At 70.5% G+C, this 17574-nt stretch carries 16 protein-coding genes and 1 tRNA gene; 3 read left to right on the plus strand and 14 right to left on the minus strand.

What is annotated here, in order from left to right:
• Positions 1–3: 3 nt before the first annotated feature.
• The 7 genes from ACFVR6_RS04730 to ACFVR6_RS04760 all read right to left on the minus strand — a co-directional run bounded on the left by ACFVR6_RS04730 (position 4) and on the right by ACFVR6_RS04760 (position 7568).
• On the minus strand, positions 4–1086 hold the full coding sequence (locus tag ACFVR6_RS04730; RefSeq protein ID WP_386959318.1) for a D-alanine--D-alanine ligase family protein: 1083 nt from the start codon (positions 1084–1086) through the stop codon (positions 4–6).
• The gene (locus ACFVR6_RS04735) at positions 986–2122 is read right to left on the minus strand and encodes an NAD(P)H-dependent glycerol-3-phosphate dehydrogenase (RefSeq protein WP_386959320.1); all 1137 of its coding nucleotides are present in this window, start codon (positions 2120–2122) and stop codon (positions 986–988) included. Before ACFVR6_RS04735 ends, ACFVR6_RS04730 begins: the two co-directional genes overlap by 101 nt.
• The gene (locus ACFVR6_RS04740; protein ID WP_386960254.1) at positions 2112–2885 is read right to left on the minus strand and encodes a lysophospholipid acyltransferase family protein; all 774 of its coding nucleotides are present in this window, start codon (positions 2883–2885) and stop codon (positions 2112–2114) included. The genes ACFVR6_RS04735 and ACFVR6_RS04740 overlap by 11 nt, the downstream gene beginning before the upstream one ends.
• Complete coding sequence (murA, locus tag ACFVR6_RS04745) at positions 2882–4264, minus strand: UDP-N-acetylglucosamine 1-carboxyvinyltransferase (RefSeq protein WP_386959322.1); 1383 nt, start codon at positions 4262–4264, stop codon at positions 2882–2884. The genes ACFVR6_RS04740 and murA overlap by 4 nt, the downstream gene beginning before the upstream one ends.
• Before the next feature lie 21 nt (positions 4265–4285).
• A complete protein-coding gene (gene leuD / locus ACFVR6_RS04750; RefSeq protein WP_386959324.1) occupies positions 4286–4882 on the minus strand; it encodes a 3-isopropylmalate dehydratase small subunit in 597 nt (198 codons plus the stop codon).
• Position 4883: 1 nt separating this feature from the next.
• Complete coding sequence (gene leuC, locus ACFVR6_RS04755; RefSeq protein WP_386959326.1) at positions 4884–6338, minus strand: 3-isopropylmalate dehydratase large subunit; 1455 nt, start codon at positions 6336–6338, stop codon at positions 4884–4886.
• A gap of 153 nt (positions 6339–6491) precedes the next feature.
• On the minus strand, positions 6492–7568 hold the full coding sequence (locus tag ACFVR6_RS04760) for a TerC/Alx family metal homeostasis membrane protein (RefSeq protein ID WP_386959328.1): 1077 nt from the start codon (positions 7566–7568) through the stop codon (positions 6492–6494).
• A gap of 222 nt (positions 7569–7790) precedes the next feature.
• Between ACFVR6_RS04760 and ACFVR6_RS04765 the strand changes: the two genes are divergently transcribed.
• Positions 7791–8345 (plus strand): RNA polymerase sigma factor, encoded by a 555-nt coding sequence (locus ACFVR6_RS04765; protein ID WP_386960257.1) that lies wholly within the window; start codon positions 7791–7793, stop codon positions 8343–8345.
• Positions 8342–9505, plus strand: coding sequence for a DUF4349 domain-containing protein (locus ACFVR6_RS04770; protein WP_386959330.1), 1164 nt, complete (start codon positions 8342–8344; stop codon positions 9503–9505). The genes ACFVR6_RS04765 and ACFVR6_RS04770 overlap by 4 nt, the downstream gene beginning before the upstream one ends.
• A gap of 83 nt (positions 9506–9588) precedes the next feature.
• Here ACFVR6_RS04770 and ACFVR6_RS04775 read toward each other — a convergent pair whose 3' ends face one another.
• Both ACFVR6_RS04775 and ACFVR6_RS04780 read right to left on the minus strand, forming a co-directional pair.
• Positions 9589–11553 carry a heavy metal translocating P-type ATPase gene (locus ACFVR6_RS04775; protein ID WP_386959332.1) on the minus strand — a complete coding sequence of 655 codons (1965 nt, stop codon included), beginning with the start codon at positions 11551–11553 and terminating at the stop codon, positions 9589–9591.
• A 104-nt stretch (positions 11554–11657) separates the two neighbouring features.
• Positions 11658–11730 (minus strand) — tRNA-Glu (locus tag ACFVR6_RS04780).
• Between the two features lie 98 nt (positions 11731–11828).
• Here ACFVR6_RS04780 and ACFVR6_RS04785 point away from each other — a divergent pair.
• Complete coding sequence (locus ACFVR6_RS04785; protein WP_386959334.1) at positions 11829–12467, plus strand: MBL fold metallo-hydrolase; 639 nt, start codon at positions 11829–11831, stop codon at positions 12465–12467.
• Positions 12468–12539: 72 nt separating this feature from the next.
• Here ACFVR6_RS04785 and ACFVR6_RS04790 read toward each other — a convergent pair whose 3' ends face one another.
• From ACFVR6_RS04790 to ACFVR6_RS04810, 5 genes are all read right to left on the minus strand, one after another.
• Positions 12540–12809, minus strand: a complete 270-nt coding sequence (locus tag ACFVR6_RS04790) for an HPr family phosphocarrier protein (RefSeq protein ID WP_386959336.1) — start codon at positions 12807–12809, stop codon at positions 12540–12542.
• 18 nt (positions 12810–12827) lie between these two features.
• Positions 12828–14915, minus strand: coding sequence for a PTS fructose transporter subunit IIABC (locus ACFVR6_RS04795; protein ID WP_386959337.1), 2088 nt, complete (start codon positions 14913–14915; stop codon positions 12828–12830).
• Positions 14916–14942: 27 nt separating this feature from the next.
• The gene (locus ACFVR6_RS04800) at positions 14943–15893 is read right to left on the minus strand and encodes a 1-phosphofructokinase family hexose kinase (protein ID WP_386959339.1); all 951 of its coding nucleotides are present in this window, start codon (positions 15891–15893) and stop codon (positions 14943–14945) included.
• Positions 15890–16675 (minus strand): DeoR/GlpR family DNA-binding transcription regulator, encoded by a 786-nt coding sequence (locus ACFVR6_RS04805; RefSeq protein WP_386960260.1) that lies wholly within the window; start codon positions 16673–16675, stop codon positions 15890–15892. The genes ACFVR6_RS04800 and ACFVR6_RS04805 overlap by 4 nt, the downstream gene beginning before the upstream one ends.
• A gap of 73 nt (positions 16676–16748) precedes the next feature.
• The gene (locus ACFVR6_RS04810; protein ID WP_386959341.1) at positions 16749–17501 is read right to left on the minus strand and encodes a hypothetical protein; all 753 of its coding nucleotides are present in this window, start codon (positions 17499–17501) and stop codon (positions 16749–16751) included.
• Between the last annotated feature and the right edge of the window lie 73 nt (positions 17502–17574).

Consider the following 17574-nt stretch of genomic DNA (forward strand, 5'->3'; position numbering starts at 1 on the left):
CCGCTAGAGGCGGGCGAGCTCGATGAGCTCGGTGATGAGATCGGGGTAGCTCATGCCCGTCGCGATCCAGCACTTCGGGAACATCGAGATGGGTGTGAAGCCCGGCATCGTGTTCACCTCGTTGACGAAGAACTCGGTGCCGGTGAAGAAGAAGTCGACCCGCGACAGCCCTTCGCCCCCGAGCGCCTCGAAGGCGCGCGCCGCGATGCGCTGCATCTCGGCGAGTTCGCCGTCGTGCAGCGACGTCGGGCAGACGAGTTCGATCCCCGCGGCATCGAGGTACTTCGCGTCGAAGTCGTAGAACGCCCGGCCGGTGACGACGATCTCTCCCGGCAGGCTCACCCGCGTGGGCGCGCCGTCGCGGCCCGGAAGCACACCGCACTCGATCTCGCGGCCGACGACGGCCTGCTCGATGAGCGCGGCGGAGTCCTCGGCGAAGGCGAGGTCGAGGGCGGCATCCAGCTCGTCCCAGCTGTCGACCTTCGAGACGCCGACGCTGGAACCCGCTCGGTTGGGCTTCACGAACACGGGCAGCCCGAGCGAGCGGATGCGTCCGTCCCAGAGCGCGCGATCGCGGTCGAGGGCGGCCCGCGTCACCCGGTGCCACGGCACCACCGGCACGCCCGCGGAGCGCAGGATGCTCTTGGTCATGTGCTTGTCCATGCCGAGGGCCGACATGAGCACGCCGCCACCGACGTACGGCAGGTCCAGCAGCTCCAGCATCCCCTGGATCGTGCCGTCCTCACCGAACCGGCCGTGCAGGATCGGGAAGACCACGTCCACGTCGCCGAGGCTGCGTTCGGTGCCGTCGGCGTCGACGACGTGCAGTTCACGGGTCAGGGCCGAGTCGGGCCAGCGCACGCGCGTGCCGTTGTCGACGACCTCGGGTAGGCGTCCGTCGAGGAGAGCGAACTTGTCGGGGTCGTCGTCTTCGAGCACGAACGCGCCGTCGCGGGTGATGCCGATGGGGATCACCCGGTAACGGTCACGGTCGATCGCCCGAAGCACGCCTCCCGCCGTTGCGGAGCTGATCGAGTGCTCGCTGGAGCGACCTCCAAAGAGCACCGCCACCGCCGGCTTGTTCATTCTGCGTCCTCTCGCCCTGGGGCTGGTCGTCGTCTGTCGTCAGGTGCGGGGCGATGTCGCGCGGATGCATGGTGCCGTCGAGGACCATCTTGACCTGCTCCGCGATCGGCATGGCGATGCCGGCGTCGCGCGCGAGCTGCAGGATGGGGGCGACGGAGCCGAGGCCCTCGGCCGTCTGGTCCATCTGCTTCAGGACGTCCTGGTAGCTGTAGCCCTGTCCGAGCAGGCGCCCCGCGGTGTTGTTGCGGCTGAGCGGCGACTGGCACGTCGCGATGAGGTCGCCGAGCCCGGCGAGTCCCTGCAGCGTCTCGGGCTGGGCGCCCTGCGCCACCGCGAAGTCGGTCATCTCCACCAGGCCTCGGGTGATGATGGATGCCTTCGTGTTCTCGCCGTACCCGACACCGTCGACGATGCCGATGGCCACGGCGATGAGGTTCTTCAGCACGCCGCCGAACTCGGTACCGATCACATCCGTGTTCACGAACGTGCGGAAGTAGCGGTTGCGCGCGCGGCGCGCGACGGCCTCGGCGGTCTCCTGGCTGGTCGAGGAGATCACGGCCGCCGTGGGCTGCTCGCGGGCGATCTCCAGCGCCAGGTTCGGGCCGGATGCCACAGCGATGCGCGCAGGGTCGCAGTGCAACTCCTGCTCGATGACCTGGCTCATGCGCAGCCCGCTGCGCTTCTCGACGCCCTTCATGAGCGAGACGATCGGCACGTCACTGTCCGCCACGAGCGGACGGACGGCCTTGAGGTTCTGGCGCGCGGTCTGACTCGGGATCGACAGGTAGACCTGCGTTGCGCCCTCGAGCGCCTCCGACAGGTGGTGCGTCGCCGACATCGTGCGGGGCAGGTTGATCCCCGGCAGGTACTGGCTGTTGCGCTTGGCCTCCTCGATCTCGTGGGCGAGCTCGGGGCGACGCGCCCACATCACGACATGGGCGCCGCCGTCGGCGAGGATCTTGCCGAACGTCGTGCCCCAGCTGCCGGCGCCGATGACGGCGACGCGGGGAGGTGCGGTCTCGGGTCTACGAGTCAAGGCGTCCGGTCTCCCTCTGCCCGTGGTCCTGCGGATTCCACCGCTCGGCGGGGGGCGTCTCGCCGCGCAGCTCGCCGGTCAGCTCGGCGATGCGTGCCATCACGACGTCGGTCGCCTCGACCAGTGCCGATTGATGTCCGGCCCGGCCGGTGTACGCCGACAGATCCACGGGAGGCCCGAGCAGCACCTTCACCCGCTTGCGCAGCGGCCAGAGGCTGAGCTTGCCGTAGCGCGGCATGATCTGCTGCACGCCCCAGGTCGCCATGGGGATCACCGGCAGCCCGCCCACGAGCGCCACGCGCACGGCGCCGGTCTTGCCGCGCATCGGCCACAGATCGGGGTCGCGCGTGAGGGTGCCCTCGGGGTAGACGATCACACCGCGCCCGGAGGCGAGGAGCCGCTCGGCGGTCTCGATGGTCTGCTTCGCACTGGAGGCGGATCCGGCGCGCGCGACGGGCACCATTCCGGTCGCCCGCAACGCCCATCCGAGCACGGGCACGCGGAACAGGCTCTCCTTCGCCATGAAGCTCGGCGCCCGACCCAGCCGCCACGTCGCCACTGCGACGATCAGCGGGTCGATTTCGCTGTAGTGGCTGGGAGCGAGGACGTAGGGGCCCTCCTCGGGAAGGTTCTCGCCGCCCTCCACCTCGATCTTCGCGAAGATGCTGACCAGCGGCACGACGATCGCCGCCAGTGGCCAGAAGACACTGGGTCGCCGCTTCTCCGCCGAGGCGCGGCGTTTTCGTGACGCGGCCACGGTCAGCCGATGACGTCGAAGTCGGCGCCGAGCGCCTGCAGCTTGTCGAAGAGGTTCTCGTACCCGCGACGGATGATCCCGACGTTGCGCACGACCGACTCGCCGTCGGCGGCCAGCGCCGCGATGACGTGCGAGTAGCCGCCGCGGAGGTCCGGCACCACGATGTCGGCGCCGTGGAGCGGTGTGGGGCCGGTGATCACGGCGGCCTGCTCCAGCGCGCGACGCGGCACGCGCCGGTACTCGCCTTCCAGACCCTCGGGGTGCACGACGATGTCGGCGCCCATCTTCACGAGCGCGTCGGTGAAGCCGAACCGGTTCTCGTAGACCGTCTCGTGCACGACGGACGTGCCGTGCGCCTGCGTCAGCGCCACGATGAGCGGCTGCTGCCAGTCGGTCATGAAGCCGGGGTGCACGTCGGTCTCGACGACGACGGGCTTGAGCGGCCCGCCGCGGTAGAAGCGGATGCCGCTCTCTTCGATGTCGAACGCGCCGCCGGCCTTGCGGAAGACGTTGAGGAACGTGAGCATGTCCTGCTGGCGGGCACCGCCGACGAAGATGTCGCCGTCGGTGGCCAGCGCGGCGCACGCCCACGAGGCTGCTTCGTTGCGGTCGAAGATGCTGCGGTGGTCGTAACCGGTGAGTGTGTCGACGCCTTCGATGAAGATGACGCGGTTCGGCTCGTAGGAGATGATGGCGCCCATCTTCTGCAGCACGCCGATGAGATCCATGATCTCGGGCTCGATGGCCGCGTTGCGCAGCTCCGTCGTCCCCTTCGCGCGCACCGCGGTCAGCAGCACCTGCTCGGTGGCCCCCACGCTCGGGTACGGCAGCTCGATGTTCGCGCCGTGCAGCCCGTCAGGGGCCGACAGGCGGATGCCGCTGGGCTGCTTCTCGACGACGGCGCCGAAACGGCGGAGGGCGTCGAGGTGGAAGTTGATGGGACGGTCGCCGATGCGGCATCCGCCGAGGTCGGGGATGAACGCCTGGCCGAGCAGATGCAGCAGCGGTCCGCAGAAGAGGATCGGGATGCGCGAGGAGCCGGCGTGCGCATCGATCTCCTCGAAGTGGGCCGACTTCGCGTCGCTCGGGTCGAGCACGAGGCTGCCGGGCTCGTCGCCGTCCTCGACGCGCACACCGTGCACCTCGAGGAGCGAGCGCACGACCTGCACATCGCTGATGCCGGGCACGTCGCGCAGCACGCTGACGGACTCGCCGAGCAGGGCGGCGACCATGGCCTTCGTGGCGAGATTCTTCGCGCCCTTGACATCGACGCGTCCGACGAGGGGACGGCCACCGCGAATCGCGATGGTGTCTCCCGTCAGCCCCTCCGCCTGCCCTTCCGACTCCTTGGTCGCCGATCGGTTCTCGCTGGGGAGTGACTTCATGCGGTGGACCTCACTTGATTGCTATCGGACCGGAAGGGTCCGCGGGCGCCATGCCTCGCGACGGGCTTCGAACTGCGCGATCGCAGCTTCGTCGCGCAGGGTGAGCCCGATGTCATCCAGACCTTCGAGCAGGCGCCATCTAGTGTAATCATCGATCTCGAACGTCAGCCTGAGGTCACCGATCTGAGCGGTGCGCGCCTCGAGATCGACGGTCATCTCGATGCCGGGATGCGCGGCGATGATCGCCCACACCTTCTCGACGTCGCTCTCGGAGATCACGCCGGTCACGAGGCCCTGCTTGCCCGCGTTTCCGCGGAAGATGTCCGCGAACTTGGGGCTCAGCACGACCCGGAAGCCGTAGTCGCGCAGCGCCCAGACCGCGTGCTCGCGGCTGGAGCCGGTGCCGAAGTCGGCGCCCGCGACGAGCACCGACGCGCCCGCGAATGCCGGCTGGTTCAGCACGAAGTCGGGATCCTGACGCCAGTTGGCGAACAAGGCGTCTTCGAAACCCGTCTTCGTGACGCGCTTGAGGTAGACGGCGGGGATGATCTGGTCGGTGTCGACGGCCGAGCGGGTCAGCGCGGCGGCGACGCCGGTGTGCGTGTGGAACTTGTCCATGTCAGGCCTCCACTCCGGCGTGCACCGGCAGATCACTGGGACTCGCGAGACGCCCGAGCACGGCTGTGGCCGCCGCCACGAGCGGCGAGACCAGGTGGGTGCGGCCGCCCTTGCCCTGGCGACCTTCGAAGTTGCGGTTGCTCGTCGAGGCGCAGCGCTCCCCCGGGGCGAGCTGGTCGGGGTTCATGCCCAGGCACATCGAGCAGCCGGCGAAACGCCACTCCGCACCGAAGTCCACGAAGACCTTGTCCAGTCCCTCGGCCTCGGCTTCGAGCCGGACGCGAGCGGAGCCGGGGACGACCATGACACGCACGCCGTCGGCCTTGGTGCGGCCGCGCACGATCGACGCGAAGGCACGCAGATCCTCGATGCGGCTGTTCGTGCAGGAGCCCATGAAGACGGCATCCACCGGCACGTCCTTCAGCGGCGTACCGGGGACGAGATCCATGTACTCCAGCGCGCGGCGGGCGGCAGCCTGCTCGTTGGGGTCGGCGAAGTCCTCGGGCGAGGGCACGACGTCGCTGAGCGAGACGCCCTGGCCGGGGTTCGTCCCCCACGTGACGAAGGGCTCCAGCGCGTCGGCATCGAGGAAGACCTCGGCGTCGTAGACGGCGCCCTCGTCGCTGGGGAGCGTCCGCCAGTAGGCGACGGCATCCTCCCAGTCCTGACCCTCGGGGGCGTGCGGACGCCCCTTCAGGTAGGCGAACGTCGTCTCGTCGGGGGCGACCATGCCGGCGCGGGCGCCCGCTTCGATCGACATGTTGCAGATCGTCATGCGCCCCTCCATGGAGAGGGCGCGGATCGCGCTGCCGCGGAACTCGAGCACGTAGCCCTGTCCGCCGTTGGTGCCGATCTTGGCGATGACGGCGAGGATGATGTCCTTCGCCGTGACGCCGGGCTTCAGCTCGCCTTCGACCGTGATGGCCATCGTCTTGAAGGGCTTCAGCGGCAACGTCTGGGTGGCCAGCACATGCTCCACCTCGCTCGTGCCGATGCCGAACGCCATGGCACCGAAGGCGCCGTGGGTAGAGGTGTGCGAATCGCCGCAGACGACCGTCACCCCCGGCATCGTCAGACCCAACTGCGGCCCGACGACGTGGACGATGCCCTGCTCCTTGTCACCGAGGGAGTGCAGACGCACCCCGAACTCGGCGGCGTTGCGCCGCAGCGTCTCGATCTGGGTGCGGCTGGTGAGGTCGGCGATCGGCTTGTCGATCGCGAGGGTGGGGGTGTTGTGGTCCTCGGTGGCGATCGTGAGGTCCAGGCGACGCACCGGGCGCCCCTCGGCGCGCAGACCGTCGAAGGCCTGAGGGCTCGTCACCTCGTGCACCAGGTGCAGGTCGATGTAGATGAGGTCGGGACGACCGTCTTCGCCCTTGACCACGACGTGGTCGTCCCACACCTTCTCGGCGAGGGTGCGCGGGCGATCGGGGATGCTGGCAGCGATTGTGCTCATGACTGTGTGACTCTCCTTGCGAACCGGATCAAGCCCGCCACGGACTCCGCGACGAGGAGGGGCTCAGAACGAGGCCTCGCCGCGGCTGCTAAGGAGAAGGAGAGCGATCCGCACGCGCCCACATTAGCACCGTGCGGATCGCCTCCGTTCGCGTCAGTTGCCGGGGCGCTCGTCGGGCGTCTCGACGGTCGGCGGGGTGAGGTGCTCCTCGGCCACGGCAGCCGCGGCCTGCTCCGGCGTCTTGGCCTTGCGGTCACGGGACGACGCGATGAGGCTCGCGACGGTCGCGACGGTCATCGAGGCGATGATGACGCCCAGCGACATCCACGTGGAGATGTCGGGCACCCATTCGATGTGCTCGCCGCCGTTGATGAAGGGCAGCTCGTTCTCGTGCATGGCGTGGAAGATCAGCTTCACGCCGATGAAGGCGAGGATGAACGCGATGCCGTAGTGCAGGTAGCGGAGGCGATCGAGCAGTCCACCCAGCAGGAAGTACAGCTGGCGCAGGCCCATCAGGGCGAAGATGTTCGCGGTGAAGACGATGAACGGGTCCTGCGTGATGCCGAAGATCGCGGGGATGGAATCCAGCGCGAACAGCAGGTCGGTCATGCCGATGGCGGCGAAGACGATGATCATCGGCGTGAAGATCTTCTTGCCGTTGACCACGGTGCGCACCTTGGCACCGTCGTACTCGTCGGCGATCGCGACGCGCTTGCGCAGCAGCCGGACGACGAAGCTCTCCTTCTTCTCGTCGCTGTCGTGGTCTTCCCCGGGGAACGCCTGCTTCCAGGCCGTGTAGATGAGGAAGGCGCCGAAGAGGTAGAAGATCGGCAGGAACTGCTCGATGATCACGGCGCCCAGCAGGATGAACAGCCCGCGCAGGATGAGCGCGATGATGATGCCGACCATCAGCACCTTCTGCTGGTACTGCCGGGGCACGGCGAACTGGCCCATGATCAGCACGAAGACGAAGAGGTTGTCGATCGACAGGCTGTATTCGGTGAGCCAGCCGGCGACGAACTGGCCGGTGACGTCGCCGCTGCCGGTGACGCCGAAGAGGATGAAGGCGAACACGATCGCCAGAGCCACGTAGAACACGACCCACAGGGTCGATTCCTTGGCCGAGGGGATGTGGGGCCGCTTGACGATCAGGAGCAGATCGGCGATGAGGATCGCGAGCAGCACGACGTATGCGCCGATCTCGAACCAGACGGGGATCTCGAAGCCCATGGGAGCCTTTCGGAGGGTGCGGTGGATGGCCGAAAGTCTCTCCCCCGCAGGCTGCGGCGCGCGCCCGGGGCCGCTCGATCGGGACCCGTGATGACGGACGCGCGAGAACGGGATACTCCCTCTCGCTCGGACAAGGATACAGGCGAGTGCACCGGCTTCCGCCCGTCGTGAGACGATCGGGCGCGGATCGACACTCTCCGGGTGAGAGACGAAAGGGAGCGCATGGCCGAACAGCAGGGTGATGCGTCGCTCGTGGCCCTCGCCGCGGGCGGGTCGGAGCACGCGTTCCGCACGCTCTACCGCGCCTATGTGCGACCGGTGTACTGGGTGGCTCACGGGCTCGTGGGCACCCCCGCGGATGCCGAAGACGTCACGCAGGAGACCTTCCTGGCCGCGTGGCGCAAGCTCCCGACGCTGGACCTCGTCGGCAGCTCGCTGCTGCCGTGGCTCGTGACCATCTGCCGGTTCCAGGCGGCCAATCGCGTGCGGCGACTGCAGCGCGACCGCGAGCACACCACGGATGCCGCCGAGGAGCACTTGCCGGACACGGTCGATGTGGAGCAGCAGCTCATCGACCGCGACCTCGCCGAGCGCATCCTGGCGGCAGTGGCGCAGCTGACACCGCTGGACCAGCAGATCTTCCGGCTGTGCGCTGCCGAAGGCTACGCCTACCAGGCCGCGGCCGAGCAGCTGGGCGTCGGCCACGGGGTCGTGCGCAATCGCCTGTCCCGCATCCGAACGCGGCTGCGGACCGAGGTCACGACGGAGAGCACATGAACGACATGGCGGGACGATCGCAGGAACCCCAGGAACCGTCGGACCTGCCCGAGCTCAGTGACGATTCGGTGACGCGCATCGAGCGCGCCGTCTTCTCCGAGATCGCCGCGACCCGGGAGGACCACCTCGACGCAGCGCGGCGCCGCCGGGCACGACGCGGCCGCTGGTGGGCGGCCGGCGGCGCGGCTGCGGCCGTCGTGATCGTCGCCGCGGTGATCGCCCCCACCGTGGGCGGGCTCGTGCGCGGACCCTCCGGCGCGAGCGACTCGATGAGCGACGGCGCGTTCGTCACGACCGAGGCCTTCGACGGGTTGCAGTCCGGCCCCGTCGAGCTGGCCCCCGAGAGCGCCCGCGGAGCTGCCGGCGACGTCGCCGCAGACGGGGAGTCGACGACCGGACAGGTGCGCGAAGTGATCGCGACAGCCACCGCCACCCTCGAGGTGGCGGCCGGTGCGGGGGCTGCCCGCGACGCGGCCGATGCCGTCGCCGCGGCCGCCGAAACCGCCGGCGGCTACGTCGAGTCGCTGAGCGTCGACGGCTCCGCGGTGGACGACCGCGCAGCGGGGGGCGCCGAGGTCATCCAGGGCGACATGATGACGATCATGCCCTATCCGGCCGCCGGGACGTGGGTCACGGTGCGGGTGCCCGCAGATCAGCTGCCGGCGGTCATGGCCGGCCTCGACGAGCTCGGGGACGTCACCGCGTCGCAGATCACACGTCAGGACGTGACCACGCAGGCCGTGGACCTTCGCGCCCGGGTCGAGTCCGCGCAGGCATCCGTCGCCCGCCTCACCGAGCTGATGGGCCAGGCGGGGTCGGTGGCCGACCTGATCGCGGCCGAGAGCGCGCTGGCCGAGCGTCAGGCGGAGCTGGAATCGTGGCAGCAGCAGCTGGAGTACCTCGACCAGCAGGTGGCGCTGTCGTCGCTGACGGTGAGCATCGTTGTCCCCACCGAAGCGGTGGAGGCCGACCCCGCCGGCTTCGGCGACGGGCTCGTCGCCGGGTGGAACGGGCTCATCGCGACCCTCAACGGCATTGTGATCGCCCTCGGGTTCCTGCTCCCCTGGCTCGCCGTCGCTGCGATCGCGTGGCTCGTCGTGTGGCTCGCACTCCGCGGCATCCGCCGCCGCCGCGCCGCCGCTCCCCCGCCCGCCGGCTGACGCGCCGCCCCCGCACCGCCGCCGCCGCCGCGCCGCCGCGCCGCCGACGCTGAGACGACTACTGGCGGCCGAGACTGTGGGTATCACCCATTGTCTCGGCCGTCGGCTGTCGTCTCACGGACGGAGGGGACGGACGGGGCGGACGGGGCGGACGGGACGGAGGGGACGGAGGGGGTGGGCAGGCCGGAGGCGGGGCCGCGGAGGGCGCGCAGGGCGTAGAGGATCGTCGTCAGGTCCACGAGCTCCTGCACGAGCGCGCCGACGACGGCGGGGATCACCCCGGTCATCGCCACGATCATCAGGCCGATGCTCAGGGCGATGCCGATCCAGATCGCGGTGAGCGCGACGTGCAGGGTGTGCCGGCCGATCGTGATCGCCTCGACGACACGGGTGAGCGAGTCGACGGTGATGACGACGTCCGCGGCATCCCCCGCGGCGGTCGCCCCCCGCGCGCCCATCGCCACGCCGACGTCGGCGGCGGCCAGCGCCGGGGCGTCGTTGATGCCGTCGCCGACCATCATCGTGGGGCGCGGCGCGAGCTGGGCGACCAGGTGCACCTTCTCCGGCGGCAGCAGATCGGCGTGCACCTCGTCGACCCCGATCTCGCGCGCGACGGCCTCGGCGGTGGGGGCAGCGTCGCCGGTGAGCATCGCGACACGCTCCACCCCGTGGGCTCGCAGCCACGCCACGACGTCCCGCGACTCCTCCCGGGGCGCGTCGGCGAGCACCAGCACGCCGGCGAACCGACCGTCGACGGCGGCGTAGGCGGCGGCCTGGCCAGGTCCGAGAGGCCGACGCGCCACCGGGCCGACGACGCTCTCGATGAACGACACCTTGCCCACCATCACCGCGCGCCCGCCGAGCACGGCGGACACGCCGTTGGTCGCGACCTCGCTGGCCTCGTCAGCCGACACGAGCTGCAGTTTCTGCTCGGCGGCGGCGGTGCGGATGCCATCGGCGAGCACATGCGAGGAGTACTGCTCCGCCGACGCGGCCAGGCGCAGCAGCTCGTCGGCGGTGAACCCCTCCGCCGGCAGCACCTCCACGAGCTCCGGCCGCCCGGCGGTGAGGGTGCCGGTCTTGTCGAAGCACACCGACCGCACGCGGGCGAGTCGCTCGATCTGCGCACCGCCCTTGACGATGACCCCCGCCTTGGCCGCGCGCGACAGGCCGCCGAGGAATGCGATGGGGGCCGCCAGCAGCAGCGGACAGGGCGTGGCGAGCACGAGCACCTCGGCGAAGCGCGTCGGATCACCCGAGGCCGCCCATGCGGTACCCGCGAGAACCAGCGAGACGGCCGTGAACGGCACGGCGAAGCGGTCGGCGAGGCGCACCACCGGCGCCCGCGAGGTCTGGGCGGCGCGCACGAGGGCGACGATCTGCTGATACTGGCTGTCGGCGCTGCGACGAACCGCCCGCATCCGCACGGCGCGGGTGCCGTTGACCGCACCGGAGAGCACCTCCTCCCCGTCGCCACGCGTCACCGGCAGGCTCTCACCGGTGAGTGAGGACTCGTCGAACGAACCGGTGTCCCCGACGATCACCCCGTCGACCGGCACGATCTCCGACGGGCGCACGAGCAGCAGGTCGCCGACCTCCACGTCGTCCACCGGGATGTCGCGCAGGTGCTCCTGACCTCCGATCGCCTCCAGCGCGGTCACACCGCCGCTGGTGCCGATGACGTGCGCGATGCGCGGCGAGCGATCCAGCAGCGCGGTGAGGTCGCGCTGGGCGCGACGCGCGGCGAACTCCTCGAGTGCCTCCCCGCCGGCGAGCATGAGCACGATGATGAGCGACGCGATGTACTCCCCCACCGCGAGGGTCGCCACCATCGCGACGACCGCGAGGATGTCCAGCCCCACATGGCCCTGCAGGACGTCCCGCACCATGCGCACGAGGGTGAAGACGACGAAGACGGCGACGTAACCGGTCGCCACGCCGCGCGCCGCGGCATCCGCACCCGTCGAGGTCAGCAGAAGCACCACGACGAGGACGGCGATCGAGATCGCGATCGCCCCGTACCGCGCCAGCGTGCGCAACGTCGACATGCCGCCAGCATGCCGTCGGGCATGACGCGGCGCCAGGGACCGCGTGCGAAATCCTCCGGGAATGCAGAAAACCCCCGGCGTGAACCGGGGGTTTTCTGGTGTTGTGACCCCAGCGGGATTCGAACCCGCGTTACCGCCGTGAGAGGGCGGCGTACTAGGCCGCTATACGATGGGGCCGTTTCGACAACCGTTAAAGTATGCCACGGCCCGCATGACGACGCCAAATCGTGGCGCGCTTGCTTGTCCCCGGGCGTGTCGGAGGGTTGACTCGTGGCATGCGAGTCACCAAGCACGAACATGCGTGCCTGCGCCTGGAGCGCGACGGCAAGACGCTCATCATCGACCCGGGGAGCTACACCCTCCCCCTGACCGACGTCCGCGGGCTGGTCGGGATCGTGCTCACGCACGAGCACCCCGACCACTGGACGCCCGACCACCTCGATCGCCTCCGCGCCCTCGAGCCGCACGTGCCGATCTACGGCACCGCCGGGGTGGCGGCCGCCGCGGCGGGATACGACATCACCGTCGTCTCGGCCGGCGACACCGTGGCGCTGGACCCCTTCCGCCTCAGCTTCCACGGCGGTCGCCACAACGTCATCCACGAGTCGATCCCCGTCATCGACAACGTGGGCGTGCTGGTGGACGACGAGTTCTACTACCCGGGCGACAGCTACGCCGTGCCGAAGGGTGCCGACGTGCGCCTCCTGGCGGCCCCCGTGGGGGCGCCGTGGCTGAAGATCGGCGAGGCGATGGACTTCGTGCTCGCCGTCAAACCGCGCCGCGCCTTCGCCGCTCACGACATGACGCTCTCGCGCATCGGCCTGCAGATGGGGCGCGCGCGGCTGCGGTGGGCGACGGAACAGGGCGGCGGGGAGTTCCTCGATCTCGAGCCCGGCACGGCCGTCGACCTCTGAGCCACGGACGAAGACGACGGATGCCGCGGGGTCAGCGCCCCGCGGCATCCGTCTATCCGGCGTGTACCGGTGTCACTGCGCGTCGAGATCCGTCTCGAGCAGCTGCACCAGCTCGTCCAGCGCCTGCTCGGAGCCGTCACCCTCGGCCTTCAGCGTCACGACGGTGCCGTGCGAGGCGCCGAGGCCCATGAGCGACAGGATGCTGCCGGCGTTCAGGTCGGGTCCGCCCTCGACGGCGATGGTCACCGGGACACCCTTCTCCTGCACCGCCTGTACGAAGAGCTTCGCGGGGCGGGCGTGCAGCCCGGAGCTGCTGGCGATGGTGGCCTGACGTTCTGCCATGGTGTCCTCCTGGGGATCTCAGACGGTCGCCGGAACCGGGGCGACGGATGCCGCTTCGGCTTCGGCGAGTTCTTTCGGGGCAACCCACTTCTTCAGGGCTACGACGATGAGCGCAGTCACGACGGTACCTGCCGCCAGCGCCACCAGGAACCCCCAGATGGGGTCGATGGCGAAGAAGACGAAGATGCCGCCGTGCGGCGCACGGGATTCGACGGCGAACAGCATGCTCAGCGCGCCGGTGACGGCCCCACCGACCATGGACGCCGGGATGACGCGCAGCGGGTCGGCCGCGGCGAACGGGATCGCACCCTCGGAGATGAACGACGCGCCCAGCAGCCAGGCGGCCTTTCCGTTCTCACGTTCGACCGGGGTGAACAGCTGCCGGCCCAGCACCGTGGAGGCCAGCGCCATCGCGAGCGGCGGCACCATGCCGGCGCACATGACGGCGGCCATGATGAGGTACGGCGTGGTGTTGGTGGCCGAGGCGGTGCCGAGACCGGCGACGGCGAAGGCGTACGCCACCTTGTTGACGGGGCCGCCGAGGTCGAAGCACATCATGAGCCCGAGGATGATGCCGACGAGGACGATGAGGCCGGTGGCGGCGAGGTCGTTGAGACCGTTGGTCATCTGCTCCATCAGCCACGCGATGGGGCGGCCGAGGAAGAGCACCATGAGGCCGGATGCCACGATCGAGGCGACCAGCGGGATGATCACCACCGGCATCAGGCCGCGCAGCCACCGCGGCGCGTCCATGCGACCCAGCCACCAGGCGATGCCGCCGGCCATGAGACCACCGACGATGCCGCCGATGAAGCCCGCGTTCATGAGCAGCGCCACGGCACCCGCGACGAAGCCCGGCGCGATGCCCGGGCGGTCGGCGATCGCGAACGCGATGTAGCCGGCGAGGGCGGGGACGAGGAACGCCATCGACGTGTTGCCGATCATGAAGGCGACGGAGCCGAGATACTGCCCCAGACCGCCCGCAGGCAGCTGCCACAGCGAATTCTCGATGATGACCGATGCCGCGTCGTTGCTGACCTCGTAGCCGCCGAGCAGGAAGCCCAGCGCCATCAGCAGGCCGCCGCCGGCGACGAACGGGATCATGTAGCTGACGCCGGTGAGCAGCCAGCGCTGGATCTGCGCTCCCACGCCGGGCCGCTCGGCCGCCGAGTCGGGCGCAGCGCTGCCCGCGGCAGCCGTCACGCGCTGCGCGGCGGGGTCCTTCGCCGCGGCGACCGCCTCACGGATCATCTCGTTGGGCTGTTCGATGCCGCGCTTCACGCCCGAGCGGACGAGGGGTTTGCCCGCGAACCGCTGGGGTTCACGCACGTCCACGTCGGTCGCGAAGATCACGGCATCCGCCTGATCGATGACGTCCTTCGGCAGCGCCTTATAGCCGCTGGAGCCCTGCGGCTCGACGACGAGGTCGACACCGGCGCTCTTGCCGGCGGCCGTCAGCGCGTCGGCGGCCATGAAGGTGTGCGCGATGCCGGTGGCGCAGGCGGTGACCGCGACGATGCGCGCCGGCCGGCCGTCGACGGCGAGGTCAGGCGCGGGGGCGGCGCTCTGCGGCGCGGGGGCGGCGCTCTGCGGCGCGGCGGCGGTGCTCTGCGGCGCGGCGGACACCGCGGTGGCGTCGGCGTCCGCCGCATCCTCCTCGCCGATCGCGCGGCGCACGATGTGCACGACGTCGTCGGGGGTGACAGCTGCCCGCAGCCCCGCGGTGAAGTCTTCCTGCATGAGCGAGCGGGCGAGCTTGGACAGCACCGCGAGGTGCGCTTCGGCGGCGTCCGCGGGTGCCGCGATGAGGAACACGAGGTCGGCGGGGCCGTCGGGCGCGCCGAAGGCGACCCCGGGCGACAGTCGCGCGAACGCGAGGGACGGCTCGGTGACCGCTGCGCTCTTCGCGTGCGGAATGGCGATGCCGCCGGGCAGGCCGGTCTCGTCTTTCTGCTCGCGCGCCCACGCATCGGCGGCGAGGGCGTCCGCATCGGTCGCACGACCCAGCGCCGCCACCCGGGCCGCCAGGGCGCGGATGACCGCCTGCTTGTCGTCGCCGAGCGGCTCGTCGAGGCTGACGAGGTCGGTCGTGATGGTTTCGGTCATGATGACCTCCAGTGTTGCGGGAGCGGATCAGACATCGAGGGATCGCACCGGCACCTCGCCGGTGGGAAGGTCACGCGGCGTGGGTGCCTGCGTGCCGGGCAGCGTCGTCGCAGCGGCGCCGTAACGGATGGCGGTGCGCAGTCGCTCGGCAGGAGCGGCTCCGCGGGTGTCGGCGATGAGGTAGCCGGCAAGCGAGCTGTCACCGGCGCCGACCGTGCTCTGCACGCGGATGCGCGGCGGGCGGCCCGCCCACGCGCCGTCTGCGGTGACGAGGACGGCACCGTCGCCGCCGAGGGTCACCAGCGCCGCGCCGACCTTCTCGGGCACCAGGCGCCGGGCGACCGGCAGCACAGCGGAGACGAGGTCGACCTGGGCGTCGAGCCCGATGCCGGCGAGGTCGGCGAGTTCGTGCTCGTTCGGCTTGATGAGGTCGGGGCGGGCCCGTTCGACGACGGCGGTCAGCGCGGCCCCGGAGGTGTCGACCGCAATGCGGGGCGCGGCATCCTCCCAGCGCGCGCGCACAGCGTCGATGACCTCCACGTAGAAATCGTCGGGGACACCCGGCGGTAGGGAGCCCGCGAGGACCAGCCAGTGGGCGTGCGCGCACGCGTCGACCACGGCGGCGATGACGGCGGCACGCTCGGTGTCGGTGAGGGACGCCCCGGGCAGGTTCAGCTTCGTGGTCTCACCGAGCGGGTCGGTGATCGTGATGTTGGCCCGCACGTGGCCGGCGACGGGCACCGTGACGAGCGGCACTCCGGTGCCGTGCAGCGACACCGCGAACGGGTCGTCGGCGGCCAGCGGCAGCACCGCGAGGGTGGGTGCGTCGGATGCCGCCGCGACGCGGGCGACGTTGATCCCCTTGCCGCCGGCATCCTCACGTGCCCCTCGTGCGACCTGCACGCTCCCGACCTGCAGCGGTGCCGGCAGCGCCACGGTGCGATCGAGCGACGGATTGGCCGTCAACGTGACGATCATGCGGTCCACACCTCCGTCCCCGCATCCTCCAGCGCCGAGCCGAGCGCGGGGGCGGGAGTGCGGTCGGTCACGAGGACGTCGACGTCTGCGAGACCGGCGAAGCTCACCAGCAGCTCGACGTCGAACTTCTCGGCGTCGCTCACGACGACCACGCGGCGGGAGCTGCGCACGATCGCGCGTTTGACGGCGGCCTCGTCGGGGTCGGGCGTGCTCAGCCCGAACCCCTGGGACAGCCCGTTCGTGCCGATGAAGGCGACATCGGGACGCAGTCCTTCGATCGCCCGCACGGTGTGGGATCCGACGGCGGCGGCGGTGAGGCCGCGGACACGCCCGCCGATGACCGTCAGCGAGAGCCGGGGCGACCCGGCGAGCACGTTGGCGAGGGGCATGGCGTGTGTGACGACCTCGGCGGTGCCGTCGCTCTCGGCCAGGCGCGTGGGAAGGAGAGAGGCGACGGCGGCGGTCGTGGTGCCGGCGTCGAGGAAGATCGACCCGCGGAAGCCATCACCGAGCACGTCCAGCGCACGCTGCGCGATGGCGAGTTTGGCCGCCCCGCGCTGGGTCGAGCGCTCCGCGAGAGAGGGTTCGACGACACTCGTGCGATCACGCGCCACCGCTCCGCCGTGCACGCGCCGGAGGGCCCCCGCGCGCTCGAGCTGATCGAGGTCGCGCCGCACCGTCTCGGTCGTGACGCCGAACCGATCGGCGAGGTCCACGACAGCCACCCGGCCGTCCTGGGTGACCAGGCGCTCGATCAGTTGGTGGCGCTCCATCGCGTACACGATCGTCCTTTCCTCGGATTCGACCACACGATACAACACAAACAAAGATTCTCACAAGGGGCTGACCCTGTGTTTATGTGGGATCCGGCGGAGCTCCCTCGACCCACAGCTCGACAACGCCATCGCGGGCGACGACGCGAACGAGAGCGCCGTCTGTCAGCCCGTGCTCGAGCATCTCCGGCCCACCCTGGCCGGGATAGATGTCCACGAGGGGATCCACGGATCCCCTCCCGCAGGCGGACAGGGTGTATCCCGCATCGACATCCACGAGCAGGCAGCGCTCACCCGTCGTACTGACGAAGGTGTAGGCCTGAATGCCCCGTCGCGCTTCGTACGCCACGATGCCGTTGTCCCGATCGGCTCCGACGTAGACGAAGATCGACGACTGCGCCACGTACGGGGGGATCGCCGCTCCTGTCACGGGGCGCAGTACCTCGTCCGGCTGCGGCGGGGCCAACGCGACGGCGGCGCCGGCCACCCCGACCGCGCCCCCGAGCAGCGTCGCCATCACGATCGCACCCATGCGCCGGCGCCGCCGGGTGAGCCATGAGCGTCGCACGGCGGTCGGGACGATGGATGCCGCCGCAGGCAGGGCCGGGGGCTCCGAGAGATCCGGTGGCGGATCGGCGGGCGGTGGCGCATCCGCCTCTTCCTCGTCGGCACCGGCGTCGGCCGGCAGGCGGGTAGCCGCCGCACGTGCCTCCAATTCGCGCAGTCGGCTGAGCGTGGCGGCATCCGGTGCACCGCCGGCGTCGCGTCCGTATACCGCACGGAGGAGTTCACTCAGCTCAGCCGCCTCACCGGGGCTCAGGGTCTGCTCCTGCACCCCCTCAGTATGGCCGCCGGAGCCTCGCGTGCACCGGCCGATTTTGTACACCCGCCACAAGGGACGCAGTCTC

The sequence above is a fragment of the Microbacterium sp. NPDC058021 genome, assembly GCF_042885955.1.
Classification (GTDB): Bacteria; Actinomycetota; Actinomycetes; order Actinomycetales; family Microbacteriaceae; genus Microbacterium.

Coding starts and splice junctions, on each gene's coding strand:
- ACFVR6_RS04730 (WP_386959318.1), bottom strand. CDS start 1,086: ATGAACAAGCCGGCGGTGGCGGTGCTCTTTGGAGGTCGCTCCAGCGAG.
- murA (WP_386959322.1), bottom strand. CDS start 4,264: ATGAAGTCACTCCCCAGCGAGAACCGATCGGCGACCAAGGAGTCGGAA.
- leuD (WP_386959324.1), bottom strand. CDS start 4,882: ATGGACAAGTTCCACACGCACACCGGCGTCGCCGCCGCGCTGACCCGC.
- leuC (WP_386959326.1), bottom strand. CDS start 6,338: ATGAGCACAATCGCTGCCAGCATCCCCGATCGCCCGCGCACCCTCGCC.
- ACFVR6_RS04760 (WP_386959328.1), bottom strand. CDS start 7,568: ATGGGCTTCGAGATCCCCGTCTGGTTCGAGATCGGCGCATACGTCGTG.
- ACFVR6_RS04765 (WP_386960257.1), top strand. CDS start 7,791: ATGGCCGAACAGCAGGGTGATGCGTCGCTCGTGGCCCTCGCCGCGGGC.
- ACFVR6_RS04770 (WP_386959330.1), top strand. CDS start 8,342: ATGAACGACATGGCGGGACGATCGCAGGAACCCCAGGAACCGTCGGAC.
- ACFVR6_RS04775 (WP_386959332.1), bottom strand. CDS start 11,553: ATGTCGACGTTGCGCACGCTGGCGCGGTACGGGGCGATCGCGATCTCG.
- ACFVR6_RS04785 (WP_386959334.1), top strand. CDS start 11,829: ATGCGAGTCACCAAGCACGAACATGCGTGCCTGCGCCTGGAGCGCGAC.
- ACFVR6_RS04790 (WP_386959336.1), bottom strand. CDS start 12,809: ATGGCAGAACGTCAGGCCACCATCGCCAGCAGCTCCGGGCTGCACGCC.
- ACFVR6_RS04795 (WP_386959337.1), bottom strand. CDS start 14,915: ATGACCGAAACCATCACGACCGACCTCGTCAGCCTCGACGAGCCGCTC.
- ACFVR6_RS04800 (WP_386959339.1), bottom strand. CDS start 15,893: ATGATCGTCACGTTGACGGCCAATCCGTCGCTCGATCGCACCGTGGCG.